The sequence below is a fragment of the Arthrobacter sp. StoSoilB13 genome, assembly GCF_019977255.1.
Taxonomy (GTDB): Bacteria; Actinomycetota; Actinomycetes; order Actinomycetales; family Micrococcaceae; genus Arthrobacter.
Genome location: NZ_AP024648.1, coordinates 386,147 through 409,235 on the forward strand (window position 1 = coordinate 386,147; position 23,089 = coordinate 409,235).

At 62.6% G+C, this 23,089-nt stretch carries 18 protein-coding genes; 8 read left to right on the forward strand and 10 right to left on the reverse strand.

The window, feature by feature from the left end:
- Positions 1-4: 4 nt before the first annotated feature.
- The 3 genes from LDP01_RS14060 to LDP01_RS14070 form a co-directional block, all read right to left on the reverse strand.
- Positions 5-1,474, reverse strand: a complete 1,470-nt coding sequence (locus LDP01_RS14060) for a sugar porter family MFS transporter (RefSeq protein ID WP_224093339.1) — start codon at positions 1,472-1,474, stop codon at positions 5-7.
- A 333-nt stretch (positions 1,475-1,807) separates the two neighbouring features.
- Positions 1,808-3,190, reverse strand: coding sequence for a formimidoylglutamate deiminase (locus tag LDP01_RS14065; protein ID WP_224093348.1), 1,383 nt, complete (start codon positions 3,188-3,190; stop codon positions 1,808-1,810).
- On the reverse strand, positions 3,187-4,386 hold the full coding sequence (locus tag LDP01_RS14070; protein ID WP_224093350.1) for an allantoate amidohydrolase: 1,200 nt from the start codon (positions 4,384-4,386) through the stop codon (positions 3,187-3,189). The genes LDP01_RS14065 and LDP01_RS14070 overlap by 4 nt, the downstream gene beginning before the upstream one ends.
- Before the next feature lie 190 nt (positions 4,387-4,576).
- Between LDP01_RS14070 and LDP01_RS14075 the strand changes: the two genes are divergently transcribed.
- The 7 genes from LDP01_RS14075 (at position 4,577) to LDP01_RS14105 (ending at position 12,195) form a co-directional block, all read left to right on the forward strand.
- On the forward strand, positions 4,577-5,308 hold the full coding sequence (locus LDP01_RS14075; protein WP_396133513.1) for an IclR family transcriptional regulator: 732 nt from the start codon (positions 4,577-4,579) through the stop codon (positions 5,306-5,308).
- Complete coding sequence (locus tag LDP01_RS14080; protein ID WP_224093361.1) at positions 5,305-6,408, forward strand: ATP-binding cassette domain-containing protein; 1,104 nt, start codon at positions 5,305-5,307, stop codon at positions 6,406-6,408. The genes LDP01_RS14075 and LDP01_RS14080 overlap by 4 nt, the downstream gene beginning before the upstream one ends.
- A complete protein-coding gene (locus LDP01_RS14085) occupies positions 6,405-7,055 on the forward strand; it encodes an ABC transporter permease (protein WP_224093363.1) in 651 nt (216 codons plus the stop codon). The genes LDP01_RS14080 and LDP01_RS14085 overlap by 4 nt, the downstream gene beginning before the upstream one ends.
- Positions 7,049-7,768, forward strand: a complete 720-nt coding sequence (locus tag LDP01_RS14090; protein ID WP_224093838.1) for an ABC transporter permease — start codon at positions 7,049-7,051, stop codon at positions 7,766-7,768. Before LDP01_RS14085 ends, LDP01_RS14090 begins: the two co-directional genes overlap by 7 nt.
- A gap of 100 nt (positions 7,769-7,868) precedes the next feature.
- Positions 7,869-8,783, forward strand: coding sequence for an ABC transporter substrate-binding protein (locus tag LDP01_RS14095; protein WP_224093365.1), 915 nt, complete (start codon positions 7,869-7,871; stop codon positions 8,781-8,783).
- Positions 8,784-8,832: 49 nt separating this feature from the next.
- Positions 8,833-10,557 (forward strand): urocanate hydratase, encoded by a 1,725-nt coding sequence (gene hutU / locus LDP01_RS14100; protein WP_224093367.1) that lies wholly within the window; start codon positions 8,833-8,835, stop codon positions 10,555-10,557.
- Between the two features lie 183 nt (positions 10,558-10,740).
- Complete coding sequence (locus tag LDP01_RS14105) at positions 10,741-12,195, forward strand: aromatic amino acid ammonia-lyase (protein ID WP_224093369.1); 1,455 nt, start codon at positions 10,741-10,743, stop codon at positions 12,193-12,195.
- Between the two features lie 108 nt (positions 12,196-12,303).
- On the opposite strand, the gene LDP01_RS14110 is transcribed toward LDP01_RS14105, so the two are convergent.
- Together LDP01_RS14110 and rraA are read right to left on the reverse strand one after the other, a co-directional pair.
- Positions 12,304-13,956: an MDR family MFS transporter gene (locus LDP01_RS14110; RefSeq protein ID WP_224093379.1), complete on the reverse strand. Its 1,653-nt coding sequence runs from the start codon at positions 13,954-13,956 to the stop codon at positions 12,304-12,306.
- Positions 13,957-14,089: 133 nt separating this feature from the next.
- The gene (gene rraA, locus LDP01_RS14115; RefSeq protein ID WP_224093390.1) at positions 14,090-14,563 is read right to left on the reverse strand and encodes a ribonuclease E activity regulator RraA; all 474 of its coding nucleotides are present in this window, start codon (positions 14,561-14,563) and stop codon (positions 14,090-14,092) included.
- A gap of 158 nt (positions 14,564-14,721) precedes the next feature.
- On the opposite strand from rraA, the gene LDP01_RS14120 reads away from it, so the two are divergent.
- A complete protein-coding gene (locus LDP01_RS14120) occupies positions 14,722-16,026 on the forward strand; it encodes an MFS transporter (protein WP_224093392.1) in 1,305 nt (434 codons plus the stop codon).
- Between the two features lie 10 nt (positions 16,027-16,036).
- On the opposite strand, the gene LDP01_RS14125 is transcribed toward LDP01_RS14120, so the two are convergent.
- The 5 genes from LDP01_RS14125 to LDP01_RS14145 all read right to left on the reverse strand — a co-directional run bounded on the left by LDP01_RS14125 (position 16,037) and on the right by LDP01_RS14145 (position 23,026).
- Positions 16,037-17,275 carry an FG-GAP-like repeat-containing protein gene (locus tag LDP01_RS14125; RefSeq protein ID WP_224093394.1) on the reverse strand — a complete coding sequence of 413 codons (1,239 nt, stop codon included), beginning with the start codon at positions 17,273-17,275 and terminating at the stop codon, positions 16,037-16,039.
- A 122-nt stretch (positions 17,276-17,397) separates the two neighbouring features.
- Positions 17,398-18,681 carry an FG-GAP repeat domain-containing protein gene (locus LDP01_RS14130; protein ID WP_224093395.1) on the reverse strand — a complete coding sequence of 428 codons (1,284 nt, stop codon included), beginning with the start codon at positions 18,679-18,681 and terminating at the stop codon, positions 17,398-17,400.
- A gap of 142 nt (positions 18,682-18,823) precedes the next feature.
- On the reverse strand, positions 18,824-20,686 hold the full coding sequence (locus LDP01_RS14135) for an FG-GAP-like repeat-containing protein (protein WP_224093406.1): 1,863 nt from the start codon (positions 20,684-20,686) through the stop codon (positions 18,824-18,826).
- Positions 20,687-20,702: 16 nt separating this feature from the next.
- Entirely contained in the window at positions 20,703-21,851 is a 1,149-nt protein-coding gene (locus tag LDP01_RS14140; protein WP_224093408.1) for an FG-GAP repeat domain-containing protein, read from the reverse strand.
- A 50-nt stretch (positions 21,852-21,901) separates the two neighbouring features.
- Positions 21,902-23,026, reverse strand: a complete 1,125-nt coding sequence (locus LDP01_RS14145; protein ID WP_224093410.1) for an FG-GAP repeat domain-containing protein — start codon at positions 23,024-23,026, stop codon at positions 21,902-21,904.
- Positions 23,027-23,089 lie beyond the last annotated feature (63 nt).

A 23,089-nucleotide genomic window follows, 5' to 3' on the forward strand; every position in this document is an offset into this window, starting at 1 on the left:
CTTGTTATTTGGCCTCGTTGGACGTGACCGCCAGGGGCGCCACCGGCGCGCCCTTGGGGACGAAAAGCGTCTCGGCCTGCTCCAGCGACATGCCGTTGGTCTCGGGAACCTTGAACATCACAAAGAAGAACGACGCCGCAGCGAACGCCGCGTACAAGGCGTACGTCAGTGGCAGCGAACCTGCCGCCATGATGGGGAAGCTGAGCGTGATGGCAAAGTTGGCGATCCATTGCGCGGCGGCGGCCAGCCCCAGCGCGCGGGCCCGGATACGGGACGGGAAGATCTCGCCAAGCAGCACCCAAACGAGTGGACCCCAGGAAGCACCGAAGCTGATCACGAAGACGTTGGCAGCAACCAGGGCAACTGGCCCCCAAGCGGCCGGGAGACTGATCTCGGAGCCCGTACCAACAGCGGAGGAGAAGGCCAATGCCATGACGCCGAGCGAGACGGCCATGCCGATGGAGCCGGTCAGAAGGATTGGACGGCGACCAATGCGGTCCACCAGCGCGATGGCCACGAGTGTCACCAGAATGTTGGTCACGGACGTGGCTACTGAGATGGTGAGGGAGTCCTTCTCCTGGAATCCGACCGCTTTCCACAGCGTGGTTGAGTAATAGAAGATCACGTTGATGCCAACAAATTGCTGCAGCACGGACAGGATGATGCCGATCCATACCACTGCCTGCAGGCCGAACATCTTGCCTCGCAGCGAGCCCTTCTTGGTGGACAGTTGGTCCTGCTGGATGGATTCGCGGATATCGCGAATGTGCCGTTCGGTGTCGTCGCCCGGGATGAGGGTGTCGAAGATCTTGCGGGCGGCATCTTCCTTGCCGTTGAGCACGAGGAAGTGCGGCGACTCGGGCAAGCGGAATGCGATCCAGCCATACACCGCAGCAGGAACGGCGCAAGCGATGAACATCCAGCGCCACGCTTCCATGCCGATCCAGAAGGTGCTGCCGGCGCTGCCGGCTGAATTAGCCAGGACGGCATCGGACAACAGTGCCGCAAAGATACCGGTGGTGATGGCTAGCTGCTGAAGGGACGCCAAGCGACCACGCACGTGTCGGGGAGAAATCTCGGAAATGTAGGCAGGGGCGATCACCGAAGCAAGGCCGATGCCCAAGCCCCCCACCAAGCGCCAGAAGATCAGGTCCCACACACCAAAAGCCAGTCCTGTACCTACGGAACTCACGAGGAACAGGAGGGCACCGATCTTCATGGCCGGGATGCGGCCGTAGCGGTCGGCCACCTTGCCCGCAAGATAGGCTCCCAGTGCGCACCCCAGGAGGGCGACCGCGACGGCAAAGCCAGTGACGGCCTCGCTCATCAGGAATTCGTCCTTCATGGCATCCACGGCACCGTTGACCACGGAAGAATCGAAGCCGAACAGGAAGCCGCCCACCGCCCCAGCGACGGCCAGGCCGATCACTTTCCTGGACACTGGTGGCACGCCTTCGGTGCTGGGATTGGACATGGGTCTCCCTTGGGAATGGTGGTGTGGGATTCACGGTGCGGGACGTCGTCGGCTGTTCCGACGGGGACGCCGGTGCACACGCGCTACACAGTGTGGCACGCCATATCCGCCAAGTTCCAGTCAAGGCGGTTCAGATGACGTGCATTCACTAAATTAACGCACCTCTCCTGATTGGCAGCTGGGAGTGGGCTGGAAGGTCCAAACACGCCCTCTCAAGGTCGGAAGGGTTGCCTTTGGCGTCACTACTTGAACGCAAAGCACGACGGCGGCAGGTGCGTCGCGAGTGGAACGCACCATGCCGCCGTCGCCCCTTGGAGGAGCGCATGCATGACGCTAGGACAGCTCTTGCAGCGCCTCCGACAGAAGACTGCCCGGGCTGCCGAGCTGTGTGTGGACGCCGTGCGAGGCCACCAGTTCTCCGGCAATGATGACCTCGGTGACGTCGCTGGAAGTTGCGCTGAATGCCATCTGCAAAGGTCGGGACCCGGCAGTGCGGGTGGATGCCGGATCAATAACCATGAGATCGCACACTGCGCCGACCTCAAGCCCCGACGCGGCAATGGGCGTAGCCATGGACCGGGCAGCCCCTTCCGTTGCGGCCCGCAGGAGTTCCTGAGGTGAGAACCTTCCCCGCTGTCCTGTGCCCAACCGCTCGCCGTGTTCCAACGTGCGCATTTCAGTCCATGGGTCGATCACCGCATGCTGGTCCGTGCCCAGCGCAATGGCTGCCCCGGCGTCGGCAAGCTCCCGCGCGGGACCTATCCCGTCTGCGAGGTCGGCTTCAGTGCTGGGGCACATGACCACCGTGGCGCCTGCGTTTCCGAGCAGGGCGATGTCATCCTGCGTCAGGTGCGTTGAATGGACGGCGGACAGCCTGCTGGAGAGGAGTCCGTGGCGTTCCAAAAGACCCGCTGGCGTGGTGCCGTAGGCCTCGAGGCAGGCTTGGTTCTCGGCGGGTTGCTCGCTGAGGTGGATGTGAAGGGGGATGTCTTCGGGCAGCTGCCTGGCTACAACTTTGAGGTCTTCCTCCGGGACGGCCCGGACGGAGTGAAGAGCAGCTCCGACGCTGACAAGTTCCGGCGGAAATTGCTGGGCAATAGCTGCCCGGAGGGAGCTTAAGCGATCGAGCCAGGCATGCACATCCGCATCCCCGAACCTTGCCTGTTCGGGATTGAGGGGCGTACCGATTCCTCCGGCCAGATACAAGGTGTCCAGAAGAGTGAGCCGGATCCCGGCGGACATTGCCGCCCGCGCCAGGGCCAGCTCCATGGCATGGGGTTCCGCGTAGGGCCTACCGTCGGGTTGGTGGTGGACATAGTGGAATTCGGCCACGCTGCTGAAGCCCGTGACCACCATTTCAGCAAAGACAGCAGTGGCGAGCTTCTCGTATTTCTCTGGGGTCAGCTCGGATGCGCTTCGGTACATCTGCTCCCGCCACACCCAGAAATCTCCGCGGCCGTCGTGGGTGCGTCCGCGCAGCACCCGATGGAAGGCATGGGAGTGGGCGTTGGCAGCTGCCGGGAAGGTAATTCCGGTCAGTGTCTTGTCGCCGGGCTGTGGTTCAGCTCGGGTGGTAATGCTGGAAATCCGGCCGTTTTGCGTTTCGATGCGTACTCCGGCGGCAGCCGTCAGCGTGGTGGGTCCGGCGGTGCGGTCCTTCGAACCGGCGGAATCGTCTGACGTGATGATGGCCGTTTCGCACCAAAACGCGTTCACAGGAGTCCTTCCAGAACATCCGCGAGGGCAACGGTGCCTGCCGAAGCGTCCTCGTCGGCCACATATTCTTCCGGTGAATGCGAGATTCCGCTGGGATTACGGACAAAGAGCATGGCCGAGGGAACATATCCAGCCAACACGCCGGCGTCGTGCCCCGCGCCGGTTGCCAGGACCGGGGCTCCGGGCAACAGGCCGCTGATGCGTCGACTCAGCCCCGGGTCAAAGTGCACGGTGTCGCTGTAGGACTCTTCCGTGAGGGTTGCCGTGCACCCTTCGGCTGCGGCGACTTCCTGCGCCGTGCTGTAGATGGCCTCGATAAGGTGAGCCGTCACGGCGTCGTCGGGATGACGGGCATCCAACCATAGATCGACGCGCGAGGCGATCACGTTGGTGCCGCCGGGAACGGGGGTCAAACGGCCGACCGTGGCCCGGGCATCGGGCTGTTTGGCGGCCGTATCGCGAACGGCGACGATGATCTGCGCGGCAGCAACCATAGGATCGGCCCGGTCTGCCATGAGGGTGGTGCCGGCATGGTTTCCTTGGCCGCTGACGCTGATCTTCCAGCGTCCGTGACCCAGGATCGAACTTCCCACCGCGATGGCCGGCCCGTCTTGTCCCAGGCCCTTGCCTTGTTCCACGTGCAATTCAACGAAATCGCCGATCCGCGCCAAGGCCTCAGGATCAGGGCCGACATGCCGGGTATCGAGGCCGTTGTCCCGCGCGACGTCGGCGAAGGTGTTTCCGTCCGCGTCGCGCAGGTTCAGTGCCTTGTCGACGTCGATGGCGCCGGTGAGGAGCCGGGAACCCAAACAGGCCACTCCAAAGCGGGACCCTTCTTCTTCCGGGAAGACCGTGACGGCCAATGAACGCGGCGGCTGAACTCCGCGGGCTTTGAGGAGATCGACGGCGGCGAGCGCGGAAGCGACGCCGAGGGGTCCATCGAAGGCGCCGCCACCAGGGACGGAATCGAGGTGGCTGCCGGTGACGAGGGCGCCATCCTGTGGGTCTCCCCACCAGGCCCAGATGATGCCGTTGCGATCTGTTTCAACGTCCAGGCCGCGGCTTTTTGCCTGGTCAATGAACCAGTGCCTGAGATCAAGTTCGGGTGTCGAGTAGACGGCCCTGGAGTAGCCTCCGCGCACCGCATCGCGGCCCACATCCTGTATTGAGGCGAGGAGCTGATTGACGGTTTCCACGTGTTCCTCCGATTGATGAAGACTGCCACCAAGTAAAAACCAGATGCCACCACATGGCAAGAGTTCGAGCAACTATTAACAGGCTCGAAACCTGTGCGCGCCTTAAAGGAACAAGCGACGTCTCAAATCCCGGAATGTCAAGTAATCTGCAGCCAAGCCTTGCCATTTGATGAAAATTGATTTTTACTTAGTGGCAAGACATGGTGACTTAGACCACTTGAAAGCAGGTCAGGCAGTGGCAGCAGATTCCTCCACCCGCACAGTCGAAAGGGCGTTGGCTCTCCTTAGCGCAGTCTGCACTGACGGCTCCATCAGCCTCAGTGACGCCGCGCGGGTGGTTGACCTTTCTGCCAGCACCGCGCTCCGCCTACTTCGCACTCTGGAAGGCAGCGGTTTCGTGACGCGGGATCCGGGCGGTAATTTCCGGCCGGGAGCCAGCGTCATCCAGTTGGGAGCCCTCGCTTTGGGACAGGAATCCCTGGTGTCGCTCTGCACCCCGCACATGAAGCGGCTCGTCGCGGAAACCGGCGAGTCCTGCTATTTGAGTATTCCCGGTCCTGGGGAAACCGGAATCTACATCGCCATCGTTGAAGGTACCCGCTCTGTCCGGCACACCAGCTGGGTCGGCAGGAGCATCCCGCTGGAAGGGTCCGCCGCTGGCAAGGTCCTGACCGGCGGGCAGAACGGCCGCGGTTACGCCATTGTGCGCAGCGGCGTTGAAGACGACATCACTGCTGTTGCCGCCCCCATCGTGATCGGTGGCCGAACCGTGGCAGCCCTCAGCATCGTCGTTCCCAGCTACCGCTTGGACGAGGCGAAGGCCCGGACATTTGGCGAGGAACTGGTCAAGGTAGCGAACAACATCCTCGTGGAACCCGACGGAAACCATGAAGTGCCCCAGGAAAGCATGGAAGAGAAATGATCAAATTTGAAAATGTCACCAAGGCGTACCCTGACGGTACTGTCGCCGTCGATGGTCTCAATCTGGAGGCCCCGACCGGGAAGCTGACCATTCTGGTGGGCCCATCCGGCTGTGGCAAGACCACCTCGCTGAGGATGATCAACCGCCTCATCGAACCCACTAGCGGCACCATCTACCTTGATGACGAGCCCACCTCCGGCATGGACGCAGCGTTGCTCCGCCGCAGGATCGGATATGTCATCCAGCACGCGGGGCTCTTCCCGCACAAGACCATCGTGGACAACGTATCCACCATGCCGGTCCTCCTGGGCGAGAGCCGCCAGAAGGCCCGGACCAAGGCCCTGGAGCTCATGGAGCGGGTGGGTTTGCCCGCGAGCTTCGCCAAGCGCTATCCGTGGCAGCTTTCCGGCGGCCAGCAGCAGCGCGTGGGCGTGGCCCGGGCACTGGCATCTGACCCGGCATTCATGCTCATGGACGAGCCGTTCAGTGCCGTGGACCCTGTGGTGCGAGGGCAGTTGCAGGAGGAGTTCCTCCGCCTCCAGCGTGAGATCGGCAAGACCATCATCATGGTCACCCACGACATCGATGAAGCCCTCAAGCTCGGCGACCAGGTTGCCGTGATGCGTGTCGGCGGCAAGCTTGCCCAGATGGCAACGCCGTCGGAGCTTCTCACCTCGCCGGCGGATGAGTTCGTGGCAGACTTCGTGGGCCGTGACCGCGGTTACCGCTCCCTCGGTTTCACGAAGGCCGGCAGTGTGGCCATCGGTGAGGAAGCTGTGGTTCAGCTCGGCGCTTCCGGAGAAGAGGCCCGCGCCAAGGCTTCGGGTGCGTGGGTGTTGGTAGTCGACGGCGGCCGGAAGCCTCTTGGGTGGGCCCAGCCCGAGCTTCTCAACGGTGAGCTCAAGCGTGAAAACCTGAACCTCAGCGGTATCCCGGCAGCTGCCTCGGGAACGATGCGCCAACTGCTGGACGCTGCACTCTCCTCGCCCAGCCGCCGCGGTGTCGTTGTCAACGAGCATGGTGAGCTGATCGGAACCGTGACAGCCACCGACGTCGTCAAGGCCATCGAGGCTGAACCACACCTGGAGACGGCCCGATGAACTTTGAGTGGCTGGGCCGCCAGTTCGACAACATTGTTTTCCTTCTCGGCTGGCACGTCCTGCTGGCCGTCATCCCCTTGGTCCTTGGTCTACTGATCGCCTTGCCCCTGGGCTGGTGGGCACACCGGAGCCGCAGGATCTATCCGCTGCTGGTGGGCGTCGCAGGACTCCTGTACACCGTCCCCTCCCTGGCACTTTTCGTTCTGCTGCCACTTGTCCTTGGCACCAAGATCCTGGACCCGCTGAATATCGTGGCGGCGTTGACCATCTACACGGTTGCGCTGCTGGTGCGGGTCGTGGCAGATGCCCTGGACTCCGTCCCTGAAGACACCGTCCAGGCTGCCAAGGCGATGGGCTACCGCGGGTACCAGAGCCTCCTGAAGGTAGAGCTGCCCGTGGGCGTACCCGTTATCTGCGCGGGCCTTCGCGTGGCCGCTGTATCCAACGTCAGCCTGGTCTCCGTTGCCGCACTGTTGGGTATCCCGCAGCTCGGCTCCCTGTTTACGCAGGGCTTCCAGCTCCGCTTCTTTACGCCGATCATCGCCGGCATCGTGCTCTGCGTGATTCTGGCCATGATCCTGGACGGGCTGATCATCCTTCTCAACCGGTGGCTGACACCGTGGACCCCCAAGGTGGTGGCATCGTGAACTACTTGTTCGACCCCGCGCACTGGAACGGCGCAGACGGCATCCCGACCCTGATCGGTGAGCACCTCCTCTACTCCCTGATCGCTCTGGCTATCGCTGCCGTTATCGCCGTTCCCCTGGGAATCTACATTGGCGTAACCGGCAAGGGCGTGTTCATGATCGCCGGCCTGGCCAATGCCTTGCGCGCCCTGCCGAGCGTCGGCCTGCTGATCCTTTTGGTTCTGCTCATTTCGCCCGCGTTCCCATCGAGGATGGGCTACATCCTGCCAAGCCTCATCGTCCTGGTACTCCTTGCGGTGCCTCCGATCCTGACCAACACCTATGCCGGCGTGCGCGCAGTGGATGCTGCCGCCGTCGACGCCGCCCGGGGCATGGGCTTCCGCACCATGAAGATCCTCACGGATGTCCAGTTGCCGTGTTCGCTTCCGCTGGTTTTGTCGGGTGTCCGCAGCGCACTGCTGCAGATTATCTCGACCGCGACCATCGCAGCATACATTTCGCTTGGCGGCCTGGGCCGGCTCCTGATCGACGGGAAGGCCCAAAATGACTACAGCCAAATGGTCGCCGGCGCTGTCCTCGTTGCTTTGCTGGCCCTGTTCTTCGACCAGCTCCTCGCCTTCATCACCCGCCGCGTTGTCTCACCCGGACTGACACGGCGAACCATCAAGTCGGTTCCGGTAGCCGAACCCGTGAAGACCCCCGTCACGGTCTAAGCAACACACTGCGCTGGACTTCCAGCACGCAAGAATCACCTCCACCCACCCCCCACCTGGCCACTGCATGCCCTGTAAGCGCCATTTCAGGAGAGTTGACATGAAGAAGTACTTGACCGGTTTCACCCTGGCGGCCGTCGCCGCCATCACCCTGAGCGCCTGTGGCGGCGGGGACCCTATGAGCACATCAAACACTGCCGCAGCTGGAGGCTCCGGCGACAGCATCATTGTCGGTTCGGCTGACTTCCCCGAGAGCCAGCTGGTCGCCAAGATCTACGCCGAGGCCCTCAAAGCCAAGGGTGTCAATGTCACGGAAAAGCCCAGCATTGGCAGCCGCGAGGTCACGATCCCCGCCCTCAAGGACGGCTCCATCGACCTCATGCCGGAGTACGGCGGTGCGCTCCTCCAATACCTCGATTCCGCCACCAAGGCAGTATCGTCCGAGGAAGTCACCAAAGAACTGGCCACCAAGATCCCCTCTGGCCTGACGGTTCTGACGGCTTCGGAAGCGGAGGATAAGGACGTCCTCACTGTGAAGAAGGACATCGCCGACCAGTACAAGCTGAAGACCATCGAGGACCTCCAGCCGGTCGCCAAGGAACTCGTCCTGGGCGGGCCGCCGGAGTGGAAGACCCGCCTCAACGGCGTTGCCGGACTGAAGTCCGTCTACAACCTTGAGTTCAAGGAATTTTCAGCGCTCGACGCCGGCGGGCCGCTGACGCTGAATGCCCTGCTTTCCGGCCAGGTACAGGTAGCTGACCTCTTCAGCACCGATCCCGCGCTGGCCGAGAACAACCTGGTGGCCCTCGAGGACAACAAGAACCTCTTCCTGTCAGAGAACATCCTGCCGGTCATCAACCAGAAGAAGTCCACGGATACCGTGAAGGAAACACTGGACAAGGTCTCTGCTGCGCTCACCACTGAGGACCTCATCAAGATGAACGGCCGCGTAGCGAAGTTTGAGGACATCGGCGAGATCGCCAAGGAATGGCTCAAGAGCAAGAACCTGGGCTAAACCCGGCCCTCGTGCTTCCGCTGGTTTGCAGGATTTATAGGAGTAAAGAATGACTGCCGATTTCACTACTGGTGCCCGTCCGGTTAAGGCCGCGCGGGGTACTGAGCTTACTGCCAAGTCGTGGCAGACCGAGGCACCGTTGCGCATGTTGATGAACAACCTTGATCCGGAGGTTGCTGAGCGTCCGGATGACTTGGTGGTGTACGGGGGTACGGGCCGTGCGGTGCGTTCCTGGGCTGCGTTTGATGCGATTACCCGCACCCTGGAAACGATGGAGAAGGACGAAACCCTCCTGGTGCAGTCGGGCAAGCCGGTGGGTGTGTTCCGCACTCATGAGTGGGCTCCCCGTGTCCTGCTCGCGAACTCGAACCTGGTGGGGGACTGGGCAACGTGGCCGGAGTTCCGCCGGCTCGAGGCCGAGGGCCTGATGATGTACGGGCAGATGACTGCCGGGTCCTGGATTTACATCGGCACGCAGGGCATCCTGCAGGGCACGTATGAGACGTTCGCCGCGGTGGGGAACAAGCTCGCCGCGGAGGGACGCCACCCGGCCCCCGCCCCGGAAGGCTCGTCCGAGGGTCCCCTGGCGGGGACGCTGACCCTGACCGGTGGGTGTGGTGGCATGGGTGGTGCGCAGCCGCTGGCGGTGACGTTGAATGATGGTGCGTGCTTGATCGTGGATGTGGACGAGACCCGTTTGCGTCGCCGGGCGGGCAAGCGGTACCTGGACGAGGTTGAAACGGATCTGGACGCGGCGATCGCGAAGGTCCAGGCCGCGAAGGCCGAGCGTCGTGGCTGGTCGGTGGGGTATGTGGGCAACGCCGCTGAGGTGTTCCCGGAACTGCTCCGCCGCCACAAGGCCGGGGACGTGACCTTCGATGTGGTCACCGACCAGACATCCGCGCATGATCCGTTGTCGTACCTGCCGGAGGGCATCACCGTGGCGGAGTGGCACACCGAGGCTGAGGCGGATCCGGAAGGGTTCACGAAGAAAGCCCAGGCCTCGATGGCCCGGCAGGTGCAGGCGATGGTGGAGTTCCAGGACGCCGGGGCCGAGGTGTTTGATTACGGCAACTCGATCCGGGACGAGGCACGCAAGGGCGGCTACGAGCGGGCGTTCGAGTTCCCCGGTTTCGTCCCGGCCTACATCCGTCCGTTGTTCTGCGAGGGCCTGGGCCCGTTCCGCTGGGTCGCGCTGTCCGGTGACCCGGAAGACATTAGGGTCACGGACGAGGCGATCAAGGAGTTGTTCCCGGAGAACAAGCACCTGCACAAGTGGATCGACGCGGCCCAGGAGCGGGTGGAGTTCGAGGGCTTGCCGGCGCGTATTTGCTGGCTCGGGTACGGCGAACGGGCCAAGGCCGGCCTGCTGTTCAACCAGCTCGTCGCCGAGGGCAAGGTCAAGGCCCCGATCGTGATCGGCCGTGACCACCTGGACTCCGGCTCGGTGGCGTCCCCGTACCGGGAGACCGAGTCCATGGCCGACGGGTCCGACGCGATTGCTGACTGGCCGTTGCTGAACGCGCTGATCAATACCTCTTCGGGTGCTACCTGGGTCTCGATCCACCACGGCGGCGGGGTGGGGATCGGCCGGTCCCTGCACGCCGGGCAGGTTTCCGTCGCTGACGGCACCGACCTGGCCGCGGAGAAGCTCGAACGGCTCCTGACCAACGACCCCGGCATGGGCGTCATCCGCCACGTCGACGCCGGCTACGACCGCGCCGTCGAAGTCGCCAACGAACGCGGCGTCCGCATCCCCATGAACGAAAAGTAGGCAACAAAGTGACTCTGACTACCCACGAACCCCTGACCGTTACCCTCGGTTCCAGTGGCGTGGCCCCAGAAAACAAGTAAGCCCACCATCCCCAACTAGGTAGCAGCAGATGTCGTTTTGAGGGCTGAAAACGGCATCAGCTGCTACCTGGTTGGTTGACCGAATTCACGAAGGGATCATTCCATGGTCGAGATCGACGGACGACGCCTTGGGCTTGCCGGGATCGTGGCAATTGCCGCTGGCGGCGAGAAGGTGGTTCTTGCGCAGTCGGCGATCGAACGCATGGCCGCCTCGCAGCGCTCAGCCCGCGCAACGGCACAGGCACGGCCGGTTTATGGGCGCTCCACTGGTGTGGGGGCTAATCGCTCCGTAACCCTGGATACATCGGATGCGTCGGCCGACCAGCACGGAGTCAACTTGCTTCGGAGCCATGCGGTGGATGCCGGGCGAGCCCTTGACCGCGAAACGGTGAGGGCCATGCTGGTTGTCAGAGCGTCCCAGCTGGCGGCTGGGGCGTCCGGAATCAACCCGGACCTGGTCGAGGCCGTTGTACAGATGCTGAACGCGGATACCCTGCCCGAAGTGCGGGAATTTGGCGGTATTGGCACAGCAGACCTGCCGGCCCTGGCAGGAACCGCATTAACACTCCTGGGTGAGCGTCCCACGATGGATGGCACGCCGGTGCCGAAGGCGTTGGATTCCTGGCCCACTGAAGACGCGCTTCCCTTCATCAGTTCCAGTGCCCTCACCATCGGGCAGGCCATCCTGGCGCACCAGAAGCTGGTCACGATGATGGAGAACCTGACCACCATCAGTGCTCTGTCGTTCACGGCCATGTCCGGCAACCCGGAAGCGTTTAGCCCCGAAGTCGCAAAGGCCACTGAATCGGACGCCATGGCTGAGGTCGCTGCGACCCTGCAGGAATTGGTGGCTGGATCCGGGAAGCCTGCAAGGATTCAGGATCCGTACTGCCTGCGCATGTTGCCGCATTCTCTGGGGGCGGTCGTGGAGGAACTCGAATCGCTGAGGATCACCCTGGAGCGCCTGGCCGTAGCGGGCCACGAGAACCCCATGGTCTTTGGCTCCGTGGAAGACGGCACCAACGGCGTGGCACATCACGGCCTGTTCCACATGTCCACACTGGCCCGGCGCATCGATGCCCTGCAGGTGGCCGTTGGGGCGGCGTGCACAACGACACTGGGCCGGATCACGCGTCTCTGCGATCCCACTTTCACCGGCCTCCACCGATTCCTGGCAGGCAATGATGCAGGCCAGTCCGGCGTCATGATGCTGGAGTACGTCGCCGCTGCAGCGGTAGGCCGTATTCGGGCCAACGCCCAGCCGGTAAGCCTGCAAACCGTAAATTTGTCCTTGGGTGCTGAGGAAGACGCGAGCTTCGCAACTCTGGGTGCGGCACAGTTGGAGTCCACTGCCCACGCCTTGGCAACCGTCGCCGGCGTCGAGCTTGTTTGTGCGTCACGGGCCCTCCGCGCACAAGGCAGGCGTCCTGGAGAATTCAGCAGCCCCCGGCTGCGAGCCGTGATGGAGGCAGGCTTCACCTTGCCATCCGAAGTTCAGGACCGCGACTTGCGGGATGACCTTGAGCAGGCGCAACGCCTTGTCCAGGACTCGTACTGATCTCAAGCCCTGAAATGCACTGACACCGAACGACAATGGCTTCACGACAAGAACGGCAGGCAATCCTCGGACTGCCTGCCGTTCTTGTCGTGGAAGAGCACGTACCGCTTAGTGCGCCGGGACGGATTCCTTGGCTGCTGCCTTCGGGTCCATGAGCTTCTTGTTGGGCAACGCGAAGCTGATGAGGAACGCGATCAGCATCAGGCCAGCGGCCGTGAGCATCACAGTGTCAATTGACTGTGCGAAGCCCTCGGTGATGGGCCGGGTGAGGGTGCTGTTGGCTGCGTGCAACCAGCTGGTGTCGTTCAGGGAATCGTTGGTGGCACCATTCTTGAAGAAATCGAAGAGTTTGGCGTTCGCGGGATCGGCTGCCACGGCCGGATCCTTCATGACCGCTTGGTAGTCCGGGCTGGAAGCAGCGGTCTTCATGCCATCCGCGATCTTGTCCGCGGCCAGGCTGAACAGCATCGAGATGAACACGGCCGTGCCCACAGCCCCACCCATGGAACGGAAGAACGCCGCAGTAGAGGTTCCGACGCCCATGTCCTTGGGCGGCACCGATACCTGCATGGCAAGTGTCAGCGGTTGCATGCAGAAGCCCAAGCCGACGCCGAAGAACACGGCGATGAGTCCGGGAACCCAAAGGCCAGTGTTCACGCCGAGCACCAGGCCCATCACAGCGGCTGCGCCAGTCAGGATTGCCGTACCGAGGATGGGGAAGATTCTGTAAACGCCCGACGACGAGATGGTGCGGCCGGCGCTGATGGAACCGAACAGGATGCCCACGGTGAACGTGATCATCATGAGGCCCGCTTCGGTGGGGGTAAGGCCCTTCACCAGCTGCAGGTACATGGGCAGCATGGCGATGGCACCGAACATGCCGATGCCGATGATGAAGTTCAGCAGGGATGACAAACCGAAGGTTGCGTTCTTAAAGAGACGCAAGGGGATCAAGGCGTAGTCCCCGGCCCGCATCTCTGCGAACAGGAACGCCACGATGCCGGCGACGCCAAGGCCATAACACAGCCAGGATGCGCCCGATGCCCAACCCCAGGACCGGCCCTGCTCGGCTACAAGAAGGAGCGGAACGATTGCCAGGGTGATGGCTGCCGCGCCCCAATAGTCGATCTTCTGCTTCACGTGCCGTGCAGGCAGGTGAAGGAACATGAACACCACAGTGAGTGCCGCAAGGCCAATGGGAAGGTTGATGAAGAATACCCAGCGCCAGCCGTCGAAGCCCAGGATGGTCGATGTTCCCGCGAAAGCGCCGCCGATGACAGGACCGAGGACGGAGGAGATACCGAAGACGGACATGAAGTAACCCTGGTATTTGGCCCGGTCCTTCAAAGCAACGATGTCGCCGATGATTGTCAGTGCCAGCGCCAAAAGACCACCTGCGCCCAGGCCCTGCACGCCACGGGCGATGGCAAGCTCCGTCATGGAATGGACGGACCCGGCATAGAGGGATCCGGCCAGGAAGATCAGGATGGCTGCCAGGTACAGCGGACGGCGCCCGAAGATGTCACTGAGCTTGCCGTAGAGCGGCGTGCTCACAGTAGAAGTGATGAGGTAGGCGGTAGTTGCCCATGCCTGGAGTGACAAGCCGTCGAGGTCATTGGCGATGGTGTAGATGGACGTGGACACAATGGTCTGGTCCAGTGAGGACAGGAACATGCCGAGCATGAGTCCCACCATGACGGTGAGCGTCTGACGATGCGTCAGGACCTCGCCGGCGGCCCGGACGGGCGCAGATTTGGACATATCTTCTCCAGAGGTGGCAGAAAAGTGGATTTTAAGCAGGATAGTTGCTTTCAGTAACTATCCTAATGCCTGTTTGATTCCCGGAAGAAGAATGTTTCTTGAACAACCTTCGTAAGTCGGCCAGTCTCAGGGGTCAGCGTTCCACGAGAATGCCATCCGGATCGCTGTAGATCATTACTCCGGGTTGGATTCTCACGCGGTCAATCACCAGTTGGACATCAACCTCGCCTACACCCGTCTTCGCGCTCTTCTTCGGGTTGCTGCCCAGCGCCTTGATGCCCAGCGGGAGGCGGGCGAGTGCTTCCCGATCCCTGATGGCTCCGTTAATAATGACGCCGGCCCAACCATTGGCCACCGCGCTTTCAGCGATCATGTCTCCCATGAGGGCAGTCCTCAATGATCCCTGACCATCAACCACCAGAACGGCTCCTTCGCCGGGCGTCCCGAGGACTGTCTTCACCAAGGCGTTGTCCTCGAAGCACCTGATGGTTCGTACCTGTCCGCTGAAGTGCGTGTGACCGCCGAGGTTCTGGAACTGGACAGCAACCGATTCCAATTCCTCGCCCCGATCGTCATAGAGATCAGCTGTATTAATCTGCTCGTTCATGTCCTTCTCCTCACTACGTTTGAGGCCACACTAACGCGTGCGCCAGGTAAGCGGCACGGACCGTCGAGGGCTATGTGGATAACTGACATGAACTTAGGTTCCATGCCCTCCACCCGCGCTAATCTGAATCCAGACGTTGAAACTAGGGGGAACCTGCCATGAGCCTGTCCGACCTGCCCGGTCCTGTGCCGGATCCTGCCATAGTCCGGGGCGGCACGGCCACTGCCCTCGCCGAACCAGTGGACCGGGTCCGCGCACTGTGGATTACTGGCGTCGTGCTCATCAACGTGGGCATCAATGCGGCGTTCTTCGGCCCCATCCAGGTGCTGTTGGGCCAGCAGGCGGCTCACTTCGATGAGGAACAAAAGGAAGCGATCCTGGCGCTGGTAACGGGTTGCGGCGCCGCCGTCTCGTTGGTTGCCAACCCCTTGTTCGGGGCGTTCAGCGACCGGACTGTCTCCCGCTTCGGACGTCGCGTTCCGTGGGTCCTCGTAGGAGCAATCCTGGGCGCTGTAGCACTCGTAGGACTGGCGGGAGCGCCGAACGTCGCGGTCATGACGGTGCTGTGGTGCTTGGTGCAGGCCGGATGCAACGGTGCTTACGCTGCCATTACAGCTGCGATTCCAGACCGCGTTCCGGTGCCGCAACGTGGCACGGTCGGTGGTTTGGCAGCCATGGGACAGACAGTTGGCATCCTGGCCGGCGCGGTGATTGCCGCCGTCGTAGCGGGAAACTTTGCTGCCGGTTACCTGGTGTGTGCAGCGGCGCTGCTTGCCGGCGTCGTGCTTTATCTTTTCAAGAATGACGACCAGCCGCTTCCAGCCCAGGCCCGCCCACCGTTCAGTCTTGCGCGGTTTTTCCAAGGCTTTTGGGTTTCGCCAGCACGCTATCCCGATTTCGCCTGGGCTTGGCTGACGCGACTGTTGGTAAACATTGGCAACCACATGGTCACCCTCTATCTCCTGTTCTTCCTCAGCGATGCCGTGCATGTGAAAGAAACCGAGGGCATCGAACCCGCGATCGGAGTGCTTATCCTGACAGGCCTGTATGCGGTCATGGTGATTATCACCAGCGTGATCGGCGGAGCTTTGAGCGACCGGATGGGCAAACGGAAGCCTTTGGTGATCGCGTCGTCCGTGATCATCGCCGTGGCGTCCTTGATTCTCGGTTTTGCGCCGACGTGGGCCGGTGCCATCACGGGGGCACTGGTCCTGGGCCTCGGCTTTGGAGCCTATCTTGCTGTGGACTTCGCACTGATCACCCAGGTCCTGCCGACGGCACTGGACCGTGGCAGGGACCTGGGCGTGATCAACGTGGCAAACTCGCTCCCGCAAGTCATCGCCCCGCTTATCGCATTCCCGTTCGTCACGTATTTGGGCGGCTACGTCTCGCTGTATGTAGCCGCCGCGGTCATCGGTCTGCTGGGTGCTGTGTTCGTGGTCAAGATCAAGAGCGTGGCGTAAGCCTAGAGGCCTAGAAGACGGCCGTGAAGCCGCCCCAGCCCCAGCCGACAACCGGTGAGCCTTTCCATCGGTAGCCGGCGATGCCGGAACCCGCGAATCCGGTTGTGTCTCCGAGATACATCGTGAGCCGGCCGCTGTTATCAATTCCATAAACGTCGGAGTCGCCATCGCCGTTGAAGTCACCCGCCGCCCCGATGCGGGCCATTGACTCCCAGCCCCAGCCGATGGAACCGGCGAATCCACCAGGCAGGCCGTATTCCTCAAACCATCCGTTACGGTTTGTCGTGCGCACTTCAAGATTTCCCCAGAAGGGACGGGTCAGAACCACGAGATCTGATGTTCCGAGAAAGTGTCCAGCACCAACGGCGTAGTAGCCCTCCCACCCCTGGCCGATTTTGCGTGGTTGTAGCCAACCCCCGCGCCCATTGCCGGGATACAGGAAGATGTTGCCTGCTGTGTCCTTGGCGAGTATGTCATTAGTGCCATCACCGTTGAAGTCTCCGGGGGCGATCAGATCAGCAAAGCCCTGCCACCCCTGGCCGACCTGTAAGGCTTGCTTCCACCCGCCGGAGCCGTTGCCCTGGTAAAGGAACAAGCGGCCGGAATTATCGCGAGCCAGAACGTCTACCGTGCCATCGCCATCAAAGTCACCGGGAGACACCAGAAGGTTGAAGTTGTTCCAACCCCAGCCGATTACCTGTGCCGCTTGCCAGTTGCCCCGCCCGTCCGTGGGGTACAGCAGGAGCCTTCCGGAGGCGTCGCGGGCAAAGATATCCAGTGTTCCGTCGCCATTGAATCCGCGGGCACGGGCGGCGGCTGCTACCCTCAGCGGATTGCGTGCCTGCACCGTGAGCTGGGAGTCGGCGTCGTAGATGATGGTGACGTATGCGGCTATCACCCGTCCAAGGTCAGCGGCGGTTGCGCGGTAGGTGGTACTCGTTGCACCGGGGATTACAGCTCCGTCCCTCGTCCAAGAGAATGAAACGGAAGGAGAGCCGCCGTCAGGTGACACGTGGGCAAAGGTCCGCGAGATGTCCAACTTCAGCAAGCCGCCGACTGTTGGATCGCCGCCCAGTTGGGGTGTTCCGTTGATGTAGACGTAGCGGGTTGGTGCGGCAATTGCAGGTGCGACGGCCTGCGCCGGGAGTGCCGGAGCTACGAGCAGACCTGTCACAACGGATGCGGCCAGGACCGAAAGCCAACGCTGGCGCCTGCGCGCGGTGGGGGGCAAAGGAGTGCTGGTATGCAAGGGATTCCTCCAAAAAGAAGGCTGGCCTGCTGGCCAACCCGGATCATTAACAATGAACTTGGCGGGGGCCTCGTCCTAATCGATTCGGACGAGGCCCCCGCCTAACGGCCTGACGCCGGACTCTAGAAAACAGCGTTGAAGCCGCCCCAGCCCCAGCCAACTACAGCGGAGCCTTTCCACCCGCCTGAGCCGTTGCCGTAGTACATGCGCATCTGACCCGAGGTGTCGATGCCCCAGACATCGTTGGCCCCGTCGCCGTCGAAATCGCCGGCACCGCCGAGCTTGGTGATAGCGTTCCAGCCCTGGCCGATCACGCGGCTGCTAGTCCAGCCGCTGTGGCCATTGCCACCGTAGAACACGAGGTTTCCGGCGCCGTCACGGGCGAGGACATCAGGCTTGTGGTCGCCGTCGAAATCACCAGGGGAGAACACCGAAGTCATGCCGCCCCATCCCCAGCCGACTGTCGAGGCAGCCAGGAAGCCGCCGTGGCCGTTGCCCGGGTACAGCATGAGCTCACCGGAAGACTTGCGGGCAAGGAGGTCGTTGTTGCCGTCTCCACTAAAGTCGCCTGCCGCGAAGATGGTGCTGAAGATCCCCCAGCCCCAACCGATCTGCTGTCTCGGGTACCAACCACCATGCCAGCCAGCTGGGTAGAGGAAGAGCGAACCGGAACTGTCGCGGGCAATGACGTCATTCTCGCCGTCGTTGTTGAAGTCGCCGGCAGCGAACATCGTGTTGAAGATGTTCCACCCCGAGCCGACTTCATATGCCTGCTGCCAGGTGCCGTTTCCGCCGGTCGGGAACAGGCCAAGTCGTCCCCAGGAGTCCCGGACAAACAAACTCATCGTGTACGAATCCCAATATTCGGCACGGTAGAAGCCGGACGTGTGGGGACGATCAATGTCTACGGGAGTCACGTAGTTGAAGTCCAAGGCGTCCAAGGCCACAGCCGCGGTTCCGGAGGCGGGGAGGTTGCCGGGGTTGTGGATCAGGGAACCGTCGCGCCAGTAACCTACTTCCTGGCCGGCTGCGGTTTGAATCTGCATGTACTGGGCAAGGTAGGTTCCCGGCGGGGTCCCCTGTGCAAAGAAGACGTCGAACGAGTACGTCGAATCAGCGGAACTGTACGAGCCCTGCGTCATCGTCGTGTGGAGTTTACCCGTTGCTGTATTCCGGAACAGGACGTAGACGTCGGTAATCGGACCGGATGCCTGGAAGGTAACGCGCGATGTTGCCTGCCCTCCAGCGCCGATCGCGTCTGGCGTCGTGGAGACCGCTACAGGTACCGGTGCGAAGGTGTCATCAGCATGTGCTGCGGGTGCCAACCCCAGCCCGCCGACCAAAATAACGCTGCCCAAAAATGCGGCCAGCCAGCTGCGCACGCGGCGCAGAGGAGTGCTCCCCATGGTTCCCCCAAATTAGGCCGGTCGCAGATGGCCGGCGGGAATAAGTGACTTGAGAGTACATGGCGACACAGAAAGTCTGGGAATTTGCTGGCAAATATTCACGCGAAAGACAAGTCAAACTCAAAACGCAACCAAAATCGGCTTAGAAAACCGCCGTGAACCCGCCCCAGCCCCAGCCAACGACACCGGCGCCTTTCCATCCTCCGATGCCGCTGCCGTAGTACATGTTCAGTTGGCCGCCGGCGTCGATGGCCCAAACGTCGTTGAAGCCGTCTCCGTTGAAATCTCCGGCCCCACCAATGCGTGACATGACGTTCCAGCCTGTGCCGATGGACCGGGCAGTGGTCCATCCGCCGTTGCCGTTGCCACCGTAGAGCCGTAGGTTTCCTGCGCTGTCACGGCCCAGGACATCAGGGTTGCCGTCACCGTCGAAGTCGCCGGGCGAGAAGACCTCGCTGAGGGCGTCCCACCCTTGGCCTACGGCGCCAGGGGATTTGAAGCCGCCCGTCCCGTTGCCGGGGTAGAGCACCAGGGCGCCCAAAGGCGTGCGGGCAAGGACATCGTTGTTGCCATCGCCCGAGAAGTCGCCTGCGGCGATGATCGAATCGAAGACGTCCCATCCCCAGCCGATCTGCTTGCGCGGAAGCCAGCCGCCGGTTCCGTTGCCCGGGTACAGGAACAGCGATCCATCGTGGTCCTTCGCGATGACGTCGTTGAACCCGTCTCCATCAAAATCGCCCGCGTTGAAGGCGGTGTCGAACACGTCCCAACCAAAGCCGATGGTCCGCGGAGCTTGCCAGCGGGCCGCGCCATCGGTGGGGTACAGGAGCAGGTTCGCCGCAGCATCGCGCGCGAACAGGTCCATGGAGGCCCCGGCGTCGAAACCTGTTGTGTGCGGCTTGTTTCGAACCACGGAGCGGTCGAAAACCGTAAACGGACGCGTGGCCGTCACTGGATTGCCCGCTTGGACTACTGCCCGGAAGCCGACGACGGCGCCACGGTCCGCTGCCTGAAGGGTGTAAGTCTTGGTGGTGGCACCGCCGATCACGGTACCGTTGCGCACCCATTCGTACCTGACGCTGACGTGCCCGCCGAGTGTCCCGCCGGAGACGCTGCCCTCGTTGAAGACGCCGGTGAGCTTCTCTCCGATGATCAGCTTGCCTTGGAGTGTGGGAGCGGTAGCTGTGATGGGTGACGTGGGTGTCAGTGGGAGCGAGGATGCCGACACAGCCCGGAAGCCTGCCCTTGTGGCCGTGACCCGTAGTGACAGGGTCTGATCAAGGTCTGCTTCTGCGATGCGGTAATTGCTGAGCGTGGCTCCAGGGATCGGCTGGCCGTTGCGCAGCCATTGGTAGGCGAAGCCGGTGGGCGGTTGGGTCCAGGAGCCGTTGTCCGCGGTCAGCACTTGGTCGTAGCGTGCCACGCCTGTGATGGTTGGTGGCTTGATATTTGGATTGTCCACCAGTGGGAAGCCGGGATTGTTGACGGCGAAGTCGACGCCGTCCAAGGCCCCTGGCCGCTGCGTTGGTGCTTCCAGTCCTTGCGAAAGGAAGATGATGTTGCCATCGCGGCCGTAGCGGATTACCCCCTGGCCCAAGGGGAGCATGATGTTGACGCTGAGGAGTTTGTAGCGCCCGGTTCGCTGGAAGGCGCTCCCGTCCACCGGCACTTTGGCTTGCGCGCTGTAGGGCCCGGACAGCTGGCTGGCAGGTCCGTAGAGGGTGGCCTGCTCCAGGGTGTCCTCATTGACGTAGGTGAAACCTACTTCCTTGGCGGGACCGCTCAGTGTGAAGGACAAGGAGACAATGCTCCCGGGACCCGCCGTTGCCGCCGACGTCCGGGTAACCACGGTGGGAAGCGGGACGATTGTTCCCGCAGCTGTAGCGCGGGGCGGCGGGACTGCAATTGCCAGCGCAGAGCAGAGGAGGATGGCTAGAAGGATGTGAAAACCCGACCGTACCGAATGCACAAAAGCCGCTGGGCGCACGGAAGAAAAAGTCGTCATGGTCTCCCCCAACCCCCTAGAACAAGGCGTTAAAACCGCCCCAGCCCCAGCCGATGGTTTGGGCGCCGTTCCAGCCGCCGTCGCCGTCGCCGTAGTAGGCCAGCAGCTGGCCGGATCCGTCCACTGCATAGACGTCCACATTGCCGTTACCGTCGATGTCGCCGGCTGCGCCAATGGCTGCCATGCCGTTCCAACCTTGACCGATCACGGCCATGCCTGCCCAGCCGCCGCTGCCGTTGCCCTTGTACAGGCGCAGGCTGCCGGCGGAGTCCCTCGCCAGGATGTCCACGTTGTAGTCGCCGTCGAAGTCGCCAGGCGTGATGATCTGGTTGACCACGTTCCAACCACTGCCGGCCAATGAACGGTTCAGCCAGCCGCCGCTGCCGTTGCCGGGGTAGAGATAAAGCAGTCCGCCGGAATCACGGGCGAGGATGTCGTTGGTGCCGTCGCCGTTGAAGTCGCCGGGGGAGACGATCGACGTAAAGCTGTTCCATCCGCTGCCCACTTGGCGTCCGGCAAGGAAGCCGCCGTCCCCAGTACCCGCATAAAGGAAGAGCCTTCCGGAGGAGTCCTTCGCAAGGATGTCGTTGGTGCCGTCGCCGTTGAAGTCGCCGGGGGAGAGGACCGTGCTGAACCCGTTCCAGCCGGGGCCAACGGTCCGGGAGGCTTCCCAGGCGCCGCCAATCCGGGGATACAGCATGAGGGTGCCATCCGTGCGGCGGGCCAGCATCTCATAGGCGCCCCGACCGGTGAAGCCGTTGGCCCTGTTGGATGCTGAGATGGGCGCTGTTTCCTGGCTGGAGACTTCCTGCGGTTCACACCCGTTTTGGCTGGCTGCGACATGGGCGGCGATGGTCTTGCCGCGGTCTTCTTCGCCGAGCTTGTAGTTCCACCACTCCCAGTGGTCCCCGGCTCGAACACCGTCGCGGGTCCAGTAGATCTGGTAGTCCGGGCCTGCCGCGGCGCCGCAGCCACGGTAGGAAGCAGGATCGATCTCAAGCGTGAGCGTTGAGCCAACAAACGGCGCACCGTGAACCACGGGATCTGCGGGGTCCATGGTTGCCATTGCAGGTGCCGGGGCGAAAGCGACGGCGGCAATAAGCGCAGCCGCAATTCCGGCTACCGCTCGGCGCACGCCTGATACACGGCATGATAGAGCGTTCATTGTGTCCTCCCCAGACTTATGCGGCTAATCTTACCGCGGCTGGGACTCAGCTAGAAGATTGCTGTGAAACCGCCCCATCCGTTGCCCACGGACTGGGATGTGCGCCACCCGGTCCGGCCATCGCTGTAATAGATCACCAGCCGGCCCTGTTGGTCCACGCCGTAAACGTCCTGGAAGCCATCCTTGTCGAAGTCACCCGCGGCACCCGCGGCTTTGAGGGCATTCCAGCCGACACCGATGAGCCACGACCGCGTCCAACCGCCCGCCCCGTTGCCGCCGTAGAAATACAGGTAACCGCTGCGGTCACGGGCAAGCACGTCCACCTTGCCGTCGCCGTTGAAGTCGCCAGGCGTCAGCAAGGCGTCCATCACCTGCCAGCCCTGCCCGACGGCGGTCCTCGCCAGCCAGCCTCCGGAACCATTGCCGGGGTACAAATAGAGGGCGCCGCCGGGTTCCCTGGCCAGGATGTCGTTGTTGCCGTCCCCGTTGAAGTCGCCAGGGCTGACGATTGAGTCGAAAATGTTCCAGCCTTTGCCGATGGTCTGGGCGGGCTTCCATCCACCGGTTCCGTCGCCGGCGTAGAGATACAGAGTCCCCGCCGAATCGCGTGCGATCACGTCACCCTTGCCATCACCGTTGAAGTCGCCGGGGGAAAGGACAAGGTTGAAGACGTTCCACCCCCAGCCCACGGTGCGGGCGGCGTCCCAAGCGGCGCCTGTCCGCCCGTACAACATCAACGAGCCGTCACTTCCGCGCGCCAGGAGTTCGAAGCTGCGGCCCGTGAAACCATTGGCCCGGTTGGGCGCAGCGACGGGTCCGGTCTCGTCGCTGTGAAGGGTTTCGCCCCCGCAGGCAGTCTTGCTGGCGGTCAGGTGCACAGCCATGCGTGCGCCCGTGTCATCCTGCTGCAGGAGGTAGCTGCGCCCGGTTTCGCCCGCCACCAGGAAGCCGTCCCTTGTCCAATAGACAGTGAAGTCGGGGCCCTTGCCGCCGCCGCAGCCATAGAAGGTGTACGGGCCGATTTCGGCTGTTAGCGTCTTGCCGACAAACGCTTCACCATTGACTATGGGGTCCGGCCCGTTGCTGGCCGCCGACGCCGGCAGGGGGCCAAGTGCCACGGCCGCCACAGCGGCGGCCAGCAGCGCTGCTGCCATCCGGCGTCGAAAATTCCCCATAGTGGTCTTCCTCCCGTGCGTGGACCCAACTGGGTCGCATTTAAGCGCGTTTTGAGCGTCCAA

Coding starts and splice junctions, on each gene's coding strand:
- LDP01_RS14060 (WP_224093339.1), bottom strand. CDS start 1,474: ATGTCCAATCCCAGCACCGAAGGCGTGCCACCAGTGTCCAGGAAAGTG.
- LDP01_RS14085 (WP_224093363.1), top strand. CDS start 6,405: ATGAACTTTGAGTGGCTGGGCCGCCAGTTCGACAACATTGTTTTCCTT.
- LDP01_RS14105 (WP_224093369.1), top strand. CDS start 10,741: ATGGTCGAGATCGACGGACGACGCCTTGGGCTTGCCGGGATCGTGGCA.
- LDP01_RS14080 (WP_224093361.1), top strand. CDS start 5,305: ATGATCAAATTTGAAAATGTCACCAAGGCGTACCCTGACGGTACTGTC.
- LDP01_RS14130 (WP_224093395.1), bottom strand. CDS start 18,681: ATGGGGAGCACTCCTCTGCGCCGCGTGCGCAGCTGGCTGGCCGCATTT.
- LDP01_RS14095 (WP_224093365.1), top strand. CDS start 7,869: ATGAAGAAGTACTTGACCGGTTTCACCCTGGCGGCCGTCGCCGCCATC.
- LDP01_RS14110 (WP_224093379.1), bottom strand. CDS start 13,956: ATGTCCAAATCTGCGCCCGTCCGGGCCGCCGGCGAGGTCCTGACGCAT.
- LDP01_RS14135 (WP_224093406.1), bottom strand. CDS start 20,686: ATGACGACTTTTTCTTCCGTGCGCCCAGCGGCTTTTGTGCATTCGGTA.
- LDP01_RS14145 (WP_224093410.1), bottom strand. CDS start 23,026: ATGGGGAATTTTCGACGCCGGATGGCAGCAGCGCTGCTGGCCGCCGCT.
- hutU (WP_224093367.1), top strand. CDS start 8,833: ATGACTGCCGATTTCACTACTGGTGCCCGTCCGGTTAAGGCCGCGCGG.
- rraA (WP_224093390.1), bottom strand. CDS start 14,563: ATGAACGAGCAGATTAATACAGCTGATCTCTATGACGATCGGGGCGAG.
- LDP01_RS14140 (WP_224093408.1), bottom strand. CDS start 21,851: ATGAACGCTCTATCATGCCGTGTATCAGGCGTGCGCCGAGCGGTAGCC.
- LDP01_RS14120 (WP_224093392.1), top strand. CDS start 14,722: ATGAGCCTGTCCGACCTGCCCGGTCCTGTGCCGGATCCTGCCATAGTC.